The sequence below is a fragment of the Terrilactibacillus laevilacticus genome (assembly GCF_006517395.1).
GTDB classification, from domain to species: domain Bacteria; phylum Bacillota; class Bacilli; order Bacillales; family Sporolactobacillaceae; genus Terrilactibacillus; species Terrilactibacillus laevilacticus.
The window spans coordinates 38867-55326 of sequence record NZ_VDCY01000011.1 but is presented as its reverse complement, the minus strand read 5'-3'; the positions used below and the strand labels follow the sequence as shown (position 1 = coordinate 55326).

16 protein-coding genes are annotated in these 16460 nt (G+C 36.1%); 15 read left to right on the top strand and 1 reads right to left on the bottom strand.

Translation table 11 applies throughout. The features are described 5' to 3' along the window. Positions 1-38 precede the first annotated feature (38 nt). The 8 genes from spoIIIJ (at position 39) to FG390_RS11940 (ending at position 8922) form a co-directional block, all read left to right on the top strand. Positions 39-812, top strand: a complete 774-nt coding sequence (spoIIIJ, locus tag FG390_RS11975; RefSeq protein ID WP_141191275.1) for a YidC family membrane integrase SpoIIIJ — start codon at positions 39-41, stop codon at positions 810-812. Next, the gene (locus FG390_RS11970; RefSeq protein ID WP_141191274.1) at positions 809-991 is read left to right on the top strand and encodes a Jag N-terminal domain-containing protein; all 183 of its coding nucleotides are present in this window, start codon (positions 809-811) and stop codon (positions 989-991) included. The genes spoIIIJ and FG390_RS11970 overlap by 4 nt, the downstream gene beginning before the upstream one ends. A gap of 653 nt (positions 992-1644) precedes the next feature. After that, positions 1645-3021 carry a tRNA uridine-5-carboxymethylaminomethyl(34) synthesis GTPase MnmE gene (gene mnmE, locus FG390_RS11965; protein ID WP_141191273.1) on the top strand — a complete coding sequence of 459 codons (1377 nt, stop codon included), beginning with the start codon at positions 1645-1647 and terminating at the stop codon, positions 3019-3021. Positions 3022-3107: 86 nt separating this feature from the next. Beyond that, the gene (gene mnmG, locus FG390_RS11960) at positions 3108-5003 is read left to right on the top strand and encodes a tRNA uridine-5-carboxymethylaminomethyl(34) synthesis enzyme MnmG (RefSeq protein WP_141191272.1); all 1896 of its coding nucleotides are present in this window, start codon (positions 3108-3110) and stop codon (positions 5001-5003) included. A gap of 12 nt (positions 5004-5015) precedes the next feature. Beyond that, positions 5016-5723 (top strand): 16S rRNA (guanine(527)-N(7))-methyltransferase RsmG, encoded by a 708-nt coding sequence (gene rsmG, locus FG390_RS11955; protein WP_141191271.1) that lies wholly within the window; start codon positions 5016-5018, stop codon positions 5721-5723. An 83-nt stretch (positions 5724-5806) separates the two neighbouring features. After that, a complete protein-coding gene (gene noc / locus FG390_RS11950) occupies positions 5807-6658 on the top strand; it encodes a nucleoid occlusion protein (protein ID WP_141191270.1) in 852 nt (283 codons plus the stop codon). 649 nt (positions 6659-7307) lie between these two features. Next, positions 7308-8081: a ParA family protein gene (locus FG390_RS11945; RefSeq protein ID WP_141191269.1), complete on the top strand. Its 774-nt coding sequence runs from the start codon at positions 7308-7310 to the stop codon at positions 8079-8081. Then, the gene (locus FG390_RS11940; protein ID WP_141191268.1) at positions 8062-8922 is read left to right on the top strand and encodes a ParB/RepB/Spo0J family partition protein; all 861 of its coding nucleotides are present in this window, start codon (positions 8062-8064) and stop codon (positions 8920-8922) included. Before FG390_RS11945 ends, FG390_RS11940 begins: the two co-directional genes overlap by 20 nt. A 392-nt stretch (positions 8923-9314) precedes the next feature. Here the strand turns inward: FG390_RS11940 and yyaC are convergent, their stop codons facing one another. Continuing rightward, positions 9315-9914 (bottom strand): spore protease YyaC, encoded by a 600-nt coding sequence (yyaC, locus tag FG390_RS11930; RefSeq protein WP_141191267.1) that lies wholly within the window; start codon positions 9912-9914, stop codon positions 9315-9317. Positions 9915-10452: 538 nt separating this feature from the next. Between yyaC and FG390_RS11925 the strand changes: the two genes are divergently transcribed. The 7 genes from FG390_RS11925 to FG390_RS11895 all read left to right on the top strand — a co-directional run bounded on the left by FG390_RS11925 (position 10453) and on the right by FG390_RS11895 (position 16426). After that, the gene (locus FG390_RS11925) at positions 10453-11832 is read left to right on the top strand and encodes a glycine--tRNA ligase (protein ID WP_141191266.1); all 1380 of its coding nucleotides are present in this window, start codon (positions 10453-10455) and stop codon (positions 11830-11832) included. Between the two features lie 42 nt (positions 11833-11874). Then, a complete protein-coding gene (locus tag FG390_RS11920; protein ID WP_141191265.1) occupies positions 11875-12069 on the top strand; it encodes a DUF951 domain-containing protein in 195 nt (64 codons plus the stop codon). Positions 12070-12206: 137 nt separating this feature from the next. Continuing rightward, the gene (gene ychF / locus FG390_RS11915; protein WP_141191264.1) at positions 12207-13307 is read left to right on the top strand and encodes a redox-regulated ATPase YchF; all 1101 of its coding nucleotides are present in this window, start codon (positions 12207-12209) and stop codon (positions 13305-13307) included. 527 nt (positions 13308-13834) lie between these two features. After that, the gene (gene rpsF / locus FG390_RS11910) at positions 13835-14125 is read left to right on the top strand and encodes a 30S ribosomal protein S6 (protein WP_141191263.1); all 291 of its coding nucleotides are present in this window, start codon (positions 13835-13837) and stop codon (positions 14123-14125) included. Positions 14126-14147: 22 nt separating this feature from the next. Then, positions 14148-14645 (top strand): single-stranded DNA-binding protein, encoded by a 498-nt coding sequence (gene ssb / locus FG390_RS11905; RefSeq protein ID WP_141191262.1) that lies wholly within the window; start codon positions 14148-14150, stop codon positions 14643-14645. 27 nt (positions 14646-14672) lie between these two features. After that, positions 14673-14900 carry a 30S ribosomal protein S18 gene (gene rpsR, locus FG390_RS11900; protein WP_141191261.1) on the top strand — a complete coding sequence of 76 codons (228 nt, stop codon included), beginning with the start codon at positions 14673-14675 and terminating at the stop codon, positions 14898-14900. 407 nt (positions 14901-15307) lie between these two features. Further along, positions 15308-16426 (top strand): ROK family transcriptional regulator, encoded by a 1119-nt coding sequence (locus FG390_RS11895; RefSeq protein WP_141191260.1) that lies wholly within the window; start codon positions 15308-15310, stop codon positions 16424-16426. The last annotated feature ends 34 nt before the right edge of the window (positions 16427-16460 follow it).

Here is a 16460-nt window from a genome sequence, read left to right as displayed (position 1 = left end):
AAGAGAAGTTAGGTTTATTGAATAGAGGAGGAAAGATTTTGCGAAAGAAAATAGTTTTAGTTTTAGGATTGATGGCACTTATCGCCTTATTGGCGGGATGTTCAAGTATGAATCAACCGATTGATGAACATACGACGGGTTTTTGGAGTCATTATTTTGTTTATCCGTTATCTTGGTTCATCATAACAATTGCAGATCTTTTCAATGGTTCGTTTGGTATATCCATCATCATTACAACGCTAATTGTTCGACTAGTTCTTATGCCATTAATGTTTAAACAAGTAAAAAGTTCAAAAGCAATGCAAGATATTCAACCTGAAATAAAAAAATTGAGAGAAAAATATAGTTCAAAAGATCAGAAAACACAACGTAAATTGCAAGAAGAAACAATGAAATTATTCTCAGCAAACAAGATTAATCCTCTTGCAGGCTGTTTACCATTAATTGTTCAAATGCCAGTTTTGCTTGCTTTTTATCATGCGATTAGCCGAACGGAAGCCATCAAGCATCAAAGCTTCTTGTGGTTCAATCTAGGGATGCCAGACCACTTCTATATACTACCAATCGTAACAGGAATAACAACGTTTATTCAGCAAAAACTAATGCTAGGAAAAACGGGTAATGCCAATCCTCAAATGGCGATGATGGTCTATATTTTCCCTATCTTTATCGCAGGTATGGCTTTTGCGTTCCCAGCAGCCCTTGCTCTTTATTGGGTAGTTGGTAACATCTTTATGATTTTCCAAACTTATATTATTTATGCAGAAAAAAAGGGACCAAAAGAAAGTCCTTCAGGAGGCACTAAAAAGTGAACACTGTAGAAAAATATGGTGAAACTGTTGAAGCTGCAATGCAAACAGCACTTGAGGAATTAAATGCGACAAAAGATGAAGTAACCGTTGAAATTTTAGAAAAACCGAGAAAAGGTGTATTAGGCATCGGTAAAAAAAGAGCTTTAGTTAAAGTCGAATTAACTTCAAAAATGGTTTAATTTAAAAATAGAGAATCCGCGCAACGAGTTAAAGGTTGTGCGGATTTTTTTATGCGCTTTAAGAAAGTATAAAGGTTTAAGGTATAAAGTTATCATAAACGAAACTAGCCCCGTACTCGTTATAACGTAGGTTAAATCGGTTAAGCTGAGTTAATAAGTTAAGCTACTTAAGAATACTCAATCCAGAACCAAAACAGAGCTACAAAACGAAAGGAGCTAGTTACTATGAAGGATAACAAAAAATACGTCGGTTTAAACGTATCAAAAGAAAAAATTGCAGTGGCTGTTGCCGATGAAGGCTGTAAGAAGCCAAGATACATGGCATGATTCATTATACAGTTAAGATATATTTGACTTTGACACGCAGTCTACCATGCCCACAACTTATGTTTATTTTTATTTTCATTGATAAAGATCAAAGTTAGATCGTTCATTGTGAATAAATATGAAATTGGAAAGTTATGCACATGTGTATAAAATTCTACCACTTTATCCACAGGTCGTTTTGTGGTATCCTGTTATGTTAGAGACTACTGATTTCGTTAGACTGTGGATAAAATGACTTAATAAAATGGTCTCTTATTTAAAAAACAAGCTAACAAACGCTTTTATTTTATATAGATTAATGAATTTGAAGGAAAGAGGTGATAGACTTGGAATATGAAACGATTGCGGCTATATCCACACCAATGGGAGAGGGAGCAATTTCAATTATTCGTTTAAGTGGATCAAAAGCCATTGACATTGCCGATCGCTTGTATAGAGGAAAAGCATCTTTAAAAGATGTTAAAACGCATACGATTCATTATGGAAAGATCATTGATCCTAAAACAGATGAAACCATTGAGGAAGTCATGGTCAGTGTCATGAGAGGGCCAAAAACGTTCACTAGAGAAGATGTTGTAGAAATAAACTGTCACGGTGGGTTGGTTTCGGTTAAACGTGTACTAGAATTGGTTTTAGAGGTTGGAGCTGTGCTTGCCGAACCAGGAGAATTCACAAAACGAGCCTTTCTTAATGGTCGGATTGATTTATCTCAGGCTGAAGCCGTTATGGATCTCATTAGAGCTAAAACGGACCAGGCCATGAATGTTGCCATGGGACAAATGGAAGGACGCTTATCAAGGCTTATTCAAAGTCTACGACAAACCTTATTAGAAATCATTGCCCATGTTGAAGTAAACATTGATTATCCTGAATATGATGCTGAAGAAATGACTAACCGGATGTTAAAAGAAAAGGCTGGATACGTACAAAATAAAATCAAAGACCTATTAACAACCGCAAAACAGGGTAAAATATTAAGAGAAGGTTTATCGACCGTCATTATCGGAAGACCGAACGTTGGAAAATCATCATTATTAAATAATTTAATTCATGAGAACAAAGCCATTGTGACTGATATTCCAGGGACCACACGTGATGTTATTGAAGAGTATGTAAATATTCGAGGCGTACCGCTTAAATTAATTGATACGGCGGGTATTCGTGAAACAGAAGATATCGTCGAAAGAATGGGAGTAGAACGATCACGACAATTATTAAAAAAAGCGGATCTCATTTTACTATTACTCAATTACAACCAAGAACTCCTGCCTGAAGACATTCAATTATTTGAGGCTATCCAAGGAATGGATGCTATTATTGTTGTAAATAAGACGGACCTAGAGAAAAAGATTTCCCTTGATGAGGTTCGGACTTTGGCTGGTCCATCCAAAGTGATAACGTCCTCTTTATTAAAGGAAGAAGGAATTGATGAATTAGAAGAGGCTGTAAGAGATCTATTTTTTGAACAAGGGATCGAAAGCCAAGATATGACGTATGTTTCAAATAGTCGACATATCTCCTTGTTAAATCAAGCCAGCCGCGCGATCGGCGATGCCATTTCATCCATTGAAGACGGCATGCCGGTTGACTTGGCGCAAATTGACCTTCGAAGAACGTGGGAAATACTAGGGGAAATAATAGGTGATACCGTTTCAGATAGTTTGATCGACCAGTTATTTTCTCAATTTTGTCTAGGAAAATAAAATTTAATGAAGCTCGCACACGTAACATTATGAATTGTGAGAGTCTAATTTTTAATAAAAAGTTTAAAAGAAAAGGAGATAATAAAATGACCACAACATATTTGGCAGGTCAATATGATGTTATTGTCGTCGGTGCGGGTCATGCGGGAGTCGAAGCGGGACTAGCTTCTGCCAGGATGGGAGCTGAAACACTTGTACTCACGATAAATTTAGATGCTATTGCTTTCATGCCATGTAACCCTTCTGTTGGCGGTCCTGCTAAAGGTGTCGTAGTGAGAGAAATTGATGCCTTGGGTGGAGAAATGGGACGAAATATTGATAAAACGCATATTCAAATGCGAATGTTAAATACCGGAAAAGGTCCTGCTGTTCGGGCACTAAGAGCTCAAGCAGATAAATTTGATTACCAACATGAAATGAAAAGAACCCTTGAAAATACCGAACATTTAACGGTTCGACAAGGCATGGTCGAGAGATTAATTGTCGTAGATGGTGTATGTAAGGGAGTCATTACAAATACAAATGCCGAATACCGAGCTAAATCGGTTGTTTTAACAACAGGAACCTATTTAAGAGGAAAGATTATTATTGGTGAATTGTCTTACCAAAGTGGTCCAAATAATATGCAAGCCTCAGTCGAGCTTTCGAACCACTTGAAAGAGCTTGGTTTTGATATTGTTCGCTTCAAAACAGGAACACCACCAAGAGTGAATGGTAAAACGATTGATTACTCTAAAACAGAAATTCAACCGGGTGATGATGAACCAAGAGCTTTTTCCTATGAAACAACGACATTTATTACCGAACAAATTCCTTGTTGGTTGACGTATACGAGCCCAGAAACACATGATATTATTAATAGTAACTTAAGTCGTTCACCAATGTATTCTGGAATGATTGAGGGAACAGGTCCTCGCTATTGTCCGTCAATTGAAGATAAAATTGTTCGTTTTAATGATAAACCAAGACATCAACTTTTCCTTGAACCAGAAGGAAAAAATACAGAAGAAGTTTACGTACAAGGTCTATCAACAAGCTTACCTGAAGAGATTCAAAGAAAAATCTTAATGTCTATACCAGGATTAGAAGCATCTAAGATGATGCGTCCAGGTTATGCTATTGAATATGATGCCATTGTACCAACTCAACTTTGGCCAACGCTTGAAACAAAGAAAATTAAAGGGTTATTTACAGCCGGCCAAATTAATGGTACATCAGGTTATGAAGAGGCTGCTGGCCAAGGGATTATCGGCGGAATTAATGCCGCATGTAAAGCTCTAGGTAAAGATCCAGTTATTTTAGATCGTTCACAAGCGTATATTGGCGTTCTCATTGATGATCTCGTAACAAAAGGGACAAATGAACCATACCGCTTGCTTACTTCAAGAGCGGAATATCGTCTCTTGTTACGACATGATAATGCAGACCTTAGATTAACCGAAATTGGTCATAATTTAGGATTGATTTCTGAAGAAAGATACCAAGCTTTCAAAAATAAAAAAGCCATCATTGCCGAGGAAAAAGCAAGACTTGCTTCTGTTATGATCAAACCTACAGAAGAAGTGCAAGCCTTGCTAAAAGAAAGAGGAGCAGGTGAACTCAAAGAATCCGTTACTGCGGAACATTTCTTAAAACGTCCTGAAATTCATTATGAAGATATTGCAGCGATGACACCTCCTGAACAACCTCTTTCCGCGGAAGCAGCAGAACAAGTTGAAATTCAAATAAAGTATGATGGCTATATAGCAAAACAAATGTTGCAAGTAGAAAGAATGCAACGTATGGAAAGTAAAAAAATTCCAGAAGATCTCGATTATTTTGCAATTAATGGCCTTGCTACGGAAGCAAAGCAAAAGTTAAGTGTAGTAAGACCACTCTCTGTTGGCCAAGCATCACGTGTATCAGGTGTCAATCCAAGTGATATCTCTATTTTGCTTGTATATTTAGAACAAGGTAAACTTGCAAAAATTGCAGAATCCTAATCGGAGGAATATATGGAACAATTTACGAAATTATTAGAGGAGAAAGGGATTTCTCTTTCTCCTCATCAATTAACACAATTTCATACATACTATGAATTACTCGTTGAGTGGAATAAGAAAATGAACTTAACTGCTATTACAGAAAAGGATGAAGTTTACCTCAAACATTTTTATGATTCCATTACACCAAGTTTTTATTATCCTTTTTCGGATCACCTATCCTTATGCGATGTGGGTTCTGGCGCTGGTTTTCCAAGTATTCCTCTTAAAATTGTTTTTCCAGAAATTAAGGTGACGATTGTTGATTCATTGAAGAAACGGTTAACATTCCTTCAAGAGGTTATTGACAAGTTAGCACTTAATCAGGTTACCCTCTATCATGATCGAGCGGAATTGTTTGCGAAAAGGCCTGATATTCGTGAATCGTTTGATATTGTCTCTGCACGTGCTGTGGCTCATTTATCTGTATTGAGTGAATATTGTTTACCTCTTGTAAAAATAGGTGGTCAGTTTATTGCATTAAAAGGGGCACAAGCAAAGGATGAACTAAAGAATTCAGAGCACGCATTAACCGTTTTGGGTGGGAAAATGAGTAAGATTGAATCTTTGATTCTTCCTGAAGAAAACAGCTTACGTCATATTATCTTTATTGAAAAAAATAAACAAACGCCAAAAAAATATCCAAGAAAACCAGGCACTCCAAGTAAAAGCCCTTTGTAATGTTTCACGTGAAACATGCAGGATTTTTATTGCAAAAGGCGAAATATTACTAATGGAGGAACAATAAAGGGTGGTGTAATGAGATGAAGCATCCTTTTTCCAAAATATTTGGTCAAAGTGACAAAGACATCGAAACAGATGGTTCTGAAATCGAATATGAACATGTTCAAGAAGTACCTATAAAGGCCATTATTCCAAATCAGTTTCAACCTCGATCCGTTTTTAATGAAGATAAAATAAAAGAATTAGCCCAAACGATTGAAACACATGGTATTATTCAACCGATTGTCTTAAGACCTATTCAGGGAGATAAATATGAAATTATAGCCGGTGAAAGACGTTGGCGGGCCGTCACGTTTTTAGGCTGGGAAAATGTACCGGCTATTATAAAAGAATTTAACGACGCTGAAACAGCGGCTGTTGCCTTAATAGAGAATCTTCAAAGAGAAGAACTTACAGCTATAGAAGAAGCGATGGCTTACGAAAAACTAATCGATATACATGGTTTAACACAAGAAAGTCTTGCTCAGCGACTAGGAAAGGGACAGTCAACCATTGCGAATAAATTAAGACTCTTAAAACTTCCTAGTTTAATTCAAAATGCATTACTAGAAAAAAGAATTTCAGAACGACATGCACGGGCTCTCATTGTATTGAAAGATCAGGAAAAGCAAGAAAAAATATTAAATGAAATTATAGAAAAACATCTCAATGTGAAACAGACTGAAGAAAGAGTAAAAAAACTTCTTGAAATAAAGGGTCAAAAGCCAAAAAAGAGGAAAAGACTTTCACTAAGCCGTGATACGAGAATTGCCGTGAATACCATTAGACAATCGGTTGGAATGGTACAAGACACAGGACTAAATATAGATACAGATGAAGAAGATATGGGAGATTACTATCAATTCACGATTCGAATCCCAAAAAATAAATAGATTAATAGGATTCCAGTAGGAGTCCTTTTTTACACTTTAAGAAAAATTTAAGTTATAAAGTATAAGTGCGGGCTTAGGCCTCTGTCCTCGCTTGGCCCCGCAATCGGCAAGTTTTTTCTAAGAAATTGTTGCTTGTTGTTTTTGACACGTTTTTTGAAAATATTTATCCCACCTTAACGGGCAGTAAAGCACTCCACCTCAAAACTCTGAGTATTCAAAGAAGATAGGAGGGGGATCAACTGCCCGTAAAGGTCCGATTGGTTCAGGCTTTCCATCAGTGAGGGGATGAAGCAGGCTAATAACCAGGCATCCTGGCTGGCGCCTGCACTAGCACATTCTGTGCGTTGAAAAACCCCACTGATGGAAGTTTCACTTTATTTTTTCTTCCTCACGGCTCATCATCTGGTACTACTCCTCTGAATAGAGAGACAAACACACCTAATAGATTTAGTTTATGGAAGTTTCACTTTATAAGGCAGTTATGATAGGTTATATATTCAAAAAATTTAATATAATATGGGCAAATTAGCGGGATTACAGTATATTAACAAACTATTTTTTTTAGAAATAGATTTGTAACTCTCTCAAATGTGCATTTTCATGGTAAAATGGAAGATAGCAGAAAGAGGAAGTAAGGGTAGGTGACATCGTGAGTAAAATTTTAGCCATAGCAAATCAAAAAGGTGGCGTTGGCAAAACAACAACATCTGTGAATTTGAGTGCTTGCTTAGCTTATATTGGCCAGCGGGTTTTATTAGTCGATATTGACCCACAAGGCAATGCAACGAGCGGCGTAGGCGTAGATAAAGGCGACATTGATGAATGTGTATATGATGTTCTTGTTGAAGACATTGAAGCAAAAGACGTCATTGTTAAAACAGAAATTGAAAAGCTTGATATTATACCTTCAACAATACAATTAGCAGGTGCTGAAATTGAACTCGTTCCTACAATTTCGAGAGAGATCCGATTAAAGCGGGCTTTAGAAAAAGTATCAGACCAGTATGATTATATTATCATTGATTGTCCTCCATCTTTGGGATTATTAACAATAAATGCTTTAACAGCAGCAAACGCTGTCATTATCCCGGTTCAATGTGAATATTACGCACTCGAGGGACTTAGTCAACTTTTGAACACTGTTAGACTTGTTCAAAAACACCTAAATCATCAGCTTGCTATTGAAGGCGTTTTGCTAACCATGCTGGATGCTAGAACCAATCTAGGACTCCAAGTCATTGATGAAGTTAAAAAATATTTTAGAGATAAAGTTTACTCAACCATTATTCCGAGAAATGTAAGATTAGGCGAAGCGCCAAGTCATGGAAAACCGATTATCATTTATGATGCCAAATCAAAAGGTGCCGAAGTATATCTTGAATTAGCAAAGGAAGTGGCTATGAATGAACAAGGCGTTAGGTAAAGGAATCAGTGCTTTCTTTCCAGAATCTCTTCCACAGGAAGAAGTTTATTCAGTTCAAGACATCTCGATTAATGATATTAGACCCAATCCTTACCAACCAAGAAAAAATTTTGATGAATCATCATTGCAGGATCTTAAAAATTCGATTGCAGAACATGGGATCATACAGCCAATCATTGTTCGAAAAGGGTTAAAAGGTTATGACATCGTGGCAGGAGAAAGACGATATCGTGCAGCGATAGAAGCTAAGTTAAAGACCATTCCAGCAATTATAAAAGAACTCTCTGATAAACAAATGATGGAAATTGCGTTAATTGAAAACTTACAGAGAGAAGACTTAAATCCTATAGAAGAGGCTATTGCCTATAAAAAACTTATGGAAGGGTTAGAAATTACCCAAGAAGAGTTAGCTAAAAAAGTAGGAAAAAGCCGTCCACATATCACCAATCATCTCAGACTCTTACAACTAAATAAGCCAGTGCAAAGTTTAATTGCTGAAGGTAAGCTATCAATGGGCCAAGGCAGAACGTTACTAGGCTTAAAAAACAAAAAGAAATTACCACTACTTGTCGAGAAAGTCATTAAGGAAAATATGAATGTACGTCAACTAGAGGAATTGATTCAAAAATTAAATAATCATGTTCCACGTGAAACATCGAGAAAAATGGCAATGAAATTGGATCCTATGCTAAGGGAGAAAGTAACCGTACTTCGTGAACGTTTTGGTACCCCTGTATTGATTAAACAGGCGAAAAACAAGGATAAAGGAAAAATAGAAATTGAATATTATTCTCAAGATGATCTATCGAGGTTAATTGAATTATTAGAAGGACAAGAGTGAAGCAAACATACATGCTTCACTTTTTTCATTTAATTTGAGGCTTTATTTATCCTGCCTTAACGGCTAGAAATGACCTTCCCTCAAGATTCTGAGTACTCAAAGAAGATAGGTGGGGGATCAACTGCCCAAAAAGGTCCGATTGGTTCAGGTTTTCCATCAATGGGGGATGACGCAGGCTAAAAACCAGGCGTCCTGTCGCAACGCCTGCAACTAGCACATCCTGTGCATCGAAAACCCCCACTGATGGAAGTTTCACTTTATCCCGCCTTAACGGGCAGTAAGCCCCCCTCAAGATTCTGGGTATTCAAAGAAGATAGGAGGGGGATCAATTGCCCGTAAAGGTCCGATTGGTTCAGCTAACCATCAGTGGAAAACCCCCACTGATGGAAGTTTCACTTTATCCGGACTCTTGTTAAATAACGATGTTTTGCATGCTGTGATATAGCGAGGTAGAGACTGTCAGATATCACTTTTGCCATTTCCATGACAAGGTTAAGTCGTGTATTTTGAAGAACAAAATATTCCATATAGCCACTAACGTTAACAATACCAGTAATATTCATATCGCCTACTGGTAAAAGTTTTTTGTTCACACCGGCTCCAGGTAGTACTGGACCATCAGAGACGCCTATCATTCCAATGCTTTTATACTTCCCAAGGCATGCATCTATTCCAATAACAAAAGGAGAATCAAACTGATTATTTATATCCGCTAATGTTTCTTCTAAATTCACAGCATGAACGGGATGCTCTAATGTTCCTAATACACTCGTATTTGGGATATCTAATTCCGATAAATTTGTTCCTACAATAGGACCAAGAGCGTCGCCCGTGGAACGATCGGTACCGATACATACAACAACAATATGTTTATCAATTGAAGGGAGTAATTCCTTAATCAATTTTACAATGGTAAAATGTGAACCATAATCTTTATAGTGAACTCTATTTACATTGTTTTTTGAAACATGCCACTTTGGGTTAAGATTCATAGGTTACGCTCCCTCAATTTTATGTTAATATACTATTATCAGTATACGGAGCAATTAAACATTCTATACATGGAATGTTTGAAAACAAGCAAAGAAAATGTAAATCAGGGTTATCTTTTTCTTGCTAAATGGGATATAATAGCTTATGAGTAGACGTTAACTAAATTAAACATGCAGTAATGAGAGAAAGAAGTATCTAAAGAAAACCTTATTAAGCGATTTGGGAATGGTGAGAGCCCAAAAAAGGTATTTAGAGAAAGGCATTCTTGAACTGTATATGAAAAGGGGATACATAAGTTGTCATGAACTTGTGCTATCAACTAGGGTGGAACCGCGTGAGCAAAGCTCTCGTCCCTAGGTCTAACTGACCTAAGGATGAGAGCTTATTTCTTTTTATTCCATAAGAGCAAGATTGGTTTACCAATGGACAAATTCCACTGATACCATCATTTTAGTGGTGTATAGGTAAGTCAAAAACATTAACAAAGTATGATTTTAAAAAAATATAAGAATTAATTTATGACAAGGAGTGTATCACATGGCAACGATGGAACAAGTCGTTAATTTAGCAAAACAGAGAGGCTTTATTTTTCCTGGTTCAGAAATATATGGCGGACTGGCGAATACTTGGGATTACGGTCCACTAGGTGTAGAATTTAAAAATAATGTAAAAAAAGCATGGTGGAAAAAGTTTGTTCAAGAGTCACCTTATAATGTCGGGTTGGACGCTTCAATTTTAATGAATCCAAAGACATGGGAAGCATCTGGACATTTAAGCAACTTTAATGATCCAATGATTGATTGTAAACAATGTAAGTCACGATTTAGAGCAGATAAATTAATTGAAAGCAGCATACCAGAAAATGCATTACCTGGTCCAGTTGACGGTTTATCTTTCTCTCAAATGGAACAATTAATCAATGAACATGCTGTTAAATGTCCGGAATGTGACGCACATGATTTTACGGCTATTAGACAATTCAATCTTATGTTTAAAACATTCCAAGGGGTTACAGAAACAAGTAAAGATGAGTTATATCTACGACCTGAAACAGCTCAAGGTATCTTTGTCAACTTTAAGAATGTTCAAAGAACCATGAGAAAAAAACTTCCATTTGGTATAGGTCAAATTGGTAAATCGTTTCGAAATGAAATTACACCAGGTAACTTCACGTTCCGTACAAGAGAATTCGAACAACTAGAACTTGAATTCTTCTGTAAGCCAGGAGATGATCGTGAGTGGTATAATTATTGGAGAACGTTCAGTCATGAATGGCTCCTTTCTCTTAATATGAAAGCAGACCATGTAAGACTCCGAGATCATGAAAAAGAAGAACTTCCTCACTATAGTAATGCGACAACGGATATTGAATATCTTTTCCCGTTTGGCTGGGGTGAACTATCTAGTCTTTCATCTAGAACCGATTATGACCTAAAACAACATATGGCGTTATCCGGTGAAGATTTACAATATATTGATCAAGAAACCAATGACCGTTATATACCATATGTTATTGAACCATCCATCGGGGCAGATCGTGTATCACTAGCCTTTCTTATTGATGCATTTGAAGAGGAAGAAATTAATGAAAAAGAGACACGTACGGTATTGCACTTACATCCTGCACTTGCACCGTATAAAGCAGCCGTTCTTCCATTATCTAAAAAATTAGGTGATGACGCTAGAAAGGTATATGAATTACTCGCCAAAAAATTCATGGTTGATTATGATGAAACGGGATCAATAGGAAAGAGATATCGTCGCCAAGATGAAATCGGAACACCATTTAGTATCACGTTTGACTTTGATTCAAAAGATGATCATAAAGTAACCGTTCGAGATCGAGATACAATGGAACAAGAACGTGTTTCTATTGATCAATTAGTCCATTTCTTGGAAGAAAAACTAACTTATTAATCCATCCATCTTTTTTAAAATGATTGGCAAGGAGAGATGATTATGGTGAAACCGCAGTTGACATTTGAACTTAATGATGTGGTTGAAATGAAAAAACAACATCCATGCGGAACGAATAGATGGAAAATTATTCGATTAGGTGCGGATATTCGAATTAAGTGTCTCGGATGTGATCATAGTGTCATGATGCCAAGGAAAGAGTTCCAAAAGAAAGTTAAAAGAATTCTATCCGAATAAAAAAGTTTGATAACATGATTCATTGAGGTAAGATATAAAAAGTAAAAGACCTCTTTAGGGAGAGAATGATGCATGTCTCTTCCCTCAATAGATGATGAATAGAAAGCATAGCTGAAGGTTATGTGAGGAGTGATTCGATGAGTTTAACAACAGGTATAGTGGGTTTACCGAACGTCGGTAAATCAACTCTTTTTAATGCGATAACACAAGCTGGTGCTGAATCGGCAAACTATCCATTCTGTACCATTGATCCAAACGTCGGTATTGTGAGTGTTCCCGATGAAAGGCAAGAAAAGCTCGCTCAAATGTACAACCCCAAAAAGGTTATCCCAACGACATTTGAATTTACAGATATTGCTGGACTTGTTAAGGGGGCCAGTAAGGGTGAGGGACTAGGTAACCAGTTCTTGGCTAATATTCGTTCGGTTGATGCCATCTCTCATGTGGTGCGTTGTTTTGATGATAAAGACATCACGCATGTATCTGGGAAAGTAGATCCAATTGATGATATTGAGACAATTAATCTTGAATTAATCTTAGCTGACCTGGAATCCGTTAATAAACGTATTGATCGCGTCCAAAAGCTAGCTAAACAAAAGGACAAGGATGCCGTCATAGAATTTTCAGCTCTTACGAAACTGAAAGACGCTTTCGAAAACGAAAAACCTGCAAGGCATGTAGAATTAAGCGATGATGAAAAAGCAGCGGTCAAATCATTAAATTTCTTAACGAGTAAGCCCGTTCTTTATGTTGCTAACGTGTCAGAAGATGACATTGCATCGCCTGATGTGAATGACTATGTAAAACAAGTCCAAGCATTTGCAGAGAAGGATAAAGCAGAAGTTGTTGTTATATCGGCAAGAATTGAGTCTGAGATTGCTGAACTTGAAGGCGAAGAAAAACAAAATTTCCTGGAAGAACTTGGAATCAAAAAATCAGGACTTGATCAATTAATCGAAAAATCTTATAAACTCTTAGGACTTGCCACTTATTTTACAGCTGGAGAACAAGAAGTAAGGGCTTGGACGTTTCATCAAGGGACAAAAGCGCCGCAAGCAGCCGGTATTATTCACACAGATTTTGAACGAGGTTTTATCAGAGCTGAAGTCGTTTCCTATGAAGACTTAATGGAAGCGGGATCACTTCAGGCGGCAAAGGAAAAAGGTAAGTTACGTTTAGAAGGTAAAGAATATATCGTACAAGACGGCGATGTTATTCACTTCCGTTTTAATGTCTAAATAAATAGAGTAGAGAATAATCCTTCTTAATGGAGAAGAATGGGAAGGATTATTTCTATTTTCAATTTAATAGAATTGAAATATAAATTATTCTATTAGTGAGAAGTAAAACCCATTTATGATTAAATTTTATCTTTATTTTTCTGAAAATTTTTATTATAATAGAGTTAAATGGAGGTGAATAAGATGTGTGATACATAGATTCAGACTAGATGACTGTAACAACGATTCAATCTTTCCTCAATTTTCATCCACTACTACCTATCATTCCCAAAATCCAATTATATTTTTTAAAGATACGATCTATTAACAACTGCGCTTTTAATTATAACCACTTGTTTTAAAGCCACTTAAGCAACCTATTCAATCGTCTCTATCTCTTATTTAAATTTCAAATTTCATCACTTTTTAAATAAAACTCTCATTGCATTGATGGGAATTAGTATGATATAATATCAAAATGTGAGTGAGAAGACTTACTCTCTGCTCTGTAATGGAGCCGCTTAGTCCAAAGGGAGGTGACAATCGTGCGTAAATACGAAATCATGACAATCCTTCGTCCAGATCTTGACGAAGAAAAAGAAAAAGCAACAAAAGAAAGAATTCAAGCTATTTTAACTGATAATGGCGCAGTCATCAATGAGGTTAAAGAAATGGGTAAACGTCGTTTAGCTTATGAAATCAACGATCTAAATAACGGTGTTTATACAGTTCTTTATGTAACGGCTGGGAACGAAGCCATCAATGAATTTGATCGTCTTTTGAAAATCAATGAAGATGTAATGCGTTTCATGGTAATCAAAGACGAAAGAGAATAACTAATATAGGGGAGAGGTTCTGATGATTAATCGAGTTATTTTGGTTGGACGATTGACGAAGAACCCAGAGTTGCGTTATACGCCTACAGGTGTGGCCGTAGCAAACTTCACACTAGCTGTGAATCGTACATTTACGAATCAACAAGGCGAACGTGAAGCGGATTTTATACAAGTGGTAGTTTGGCGTAGACAAGCTGAAAATGCGGCTAACTTTTTAACTAAAGGCAGTCTTGCCGGCGTGGATGGAAGGATCCAAACCAGAAGTTATGAAAATAACGAAGGGCGCAGAGTTTATATTACAGAGGTCGTCGCTGACAGCGTGCAGTTCCTAGAACCAAAAGGAGCTAAACAAGGCAGCGGAAACTTTGGAAATAACTTTGCTCAACAAGGACCACCTAATAGCGGTAACAACAATAATAACAACAGCAATCATCCGAACCAAGACTATCCTCCATTTGAAGATCCATTTGCAAATGATGGAAAGCCGATCGATATTTCGGACGATGATCTGCCGTTTTAAAATCATATAAAATAAGGAGGGATTGGCATGGTACGTCGTGGACGCGGAAAACGTCGTAAAGTATGTTTCTTTACAGTTAATAAAATTAAATACATCGACTACAAAGATGTAGATCTTTTGAAACGTTTTATTTCTGAAAGAGGTAAAATTTTACCTCGTCGTGTAACAGGAACAAGCGCAAAATACCAACGTCGTTTGACTGTAGCAATCAAACGTGCTCGTCAAATGGCTTTACTTCCATATACGACTGAATAAGGTTTATAAAGAACCCACAGGGGAATGCTCAAAGCATTCTCTTGTGGTTTTTTTTGTATTATATTTAATTCAATGTATTGAATTAATAGTATGTTAGTATATATCTTTTTACTTTCCGGGGCTCTACTATCTTCAGTATTGGTTACCTCTATTACCTTCTAATTCATAGGCTAATTCCTTACTTTTAAAGTTAAGAAAACAACACTAGTATAGTTTATTTTTATGAAAGAAATTTTGTTTTTTTATTAAAAAAACATTGAAATGTCAGAAAAATTATGTAATACTATAATTAATTCAATGATAGAACTAATTAAATCGATTAACTAAATTATAGTGATTACAAGCCTTTAAATATAGGGATATATTTAGTATAGGCATGGAACTAAATCTTTAAAGAGGAATTTTATATGAATAATTCAGCTGCACATCTTGACTTAATAAAAAAAATTAATCGTTCTTTGATTTTAGAAAAGATTAAAACAGAGCAACCCATTAGTAGAGCGCAAATCGCCAAAAAACTCTCATTAAGCAAATCAACCGTTTCAACTATTGTTGATGAGTTGTTGAATAGAAAATTTGTCATCGAGTTAGGAGAACAAAGTCCGGTAAAAGGAGGTGGCAGACCTGCTTTAATGTTGGGATTTAACCCAAAATCAGCATTTGGAATTGGAGTAGATATTGACAGAGCAAATATATTAATAATTATCACAGACTTAGTTGGTAACATTGTTTTTAGAAAAAAAGTTCCATCAACTAATCATGTGATGGAAATTATTAATATTATTAAGGAATGCATTAAAGAATCTAAAATACCAGAGGAAAAAATAATAGGTATGGGAATCGGGGTTCCAGGAAGAACAGATAATGAAACAGTCTTCAGAGCAAAAGCTCTTAATTGGACAAATCTTCATATTGGGGAAATGTTTAAACCTTATTTTTCATTTCCAACCTTCACAAATAATGATGTTAATTGTGCTGGTTTAGGTGAAATGTGGTTAGATCCAGAACCTAGTACAAAAAATCTTTTCTTTATAGAGATTGGTCACAGTATCGGAAGTGCGATTATTTCAAACGGAAATCTGGTATATGGTTATAACTATCAAGCTGGAGAAATCGCTTATCAGATTAGCACAAGTGACATTAAAAACAAGAAATTTAATATGTTAGGTCAGCCGGGTGTATTTGAATCAAAAATATCAGGTACAGCATTAGAAAAAAGCGGTTATTCTCCTGAAATTCTTTTTAAAAAGTATTCACAAGGCGAAAAAGAAGTTATTCAAACTATAGAAAGTTTTGTCACTGAATTATCTGTTTTTATTGCTAATGCGATCAATTTATTAAATCCTGAAAAAGTAATTATTGGCGGATATGTATCAGAATCAATGGATGTGGTCCTAAATGAAATTCAAGAAATGGTTATGAACCTTACGCCAATTAAAACAAAAATACAACTTGCAAGTTTAGGAGCAAATGCAGGATCATTAGGAGCCATTGCTTTTATGTTTAATCAAGTAGAAAGTAATTAACAATTTATATATTTTTAAATTTTGTATGGAGGTG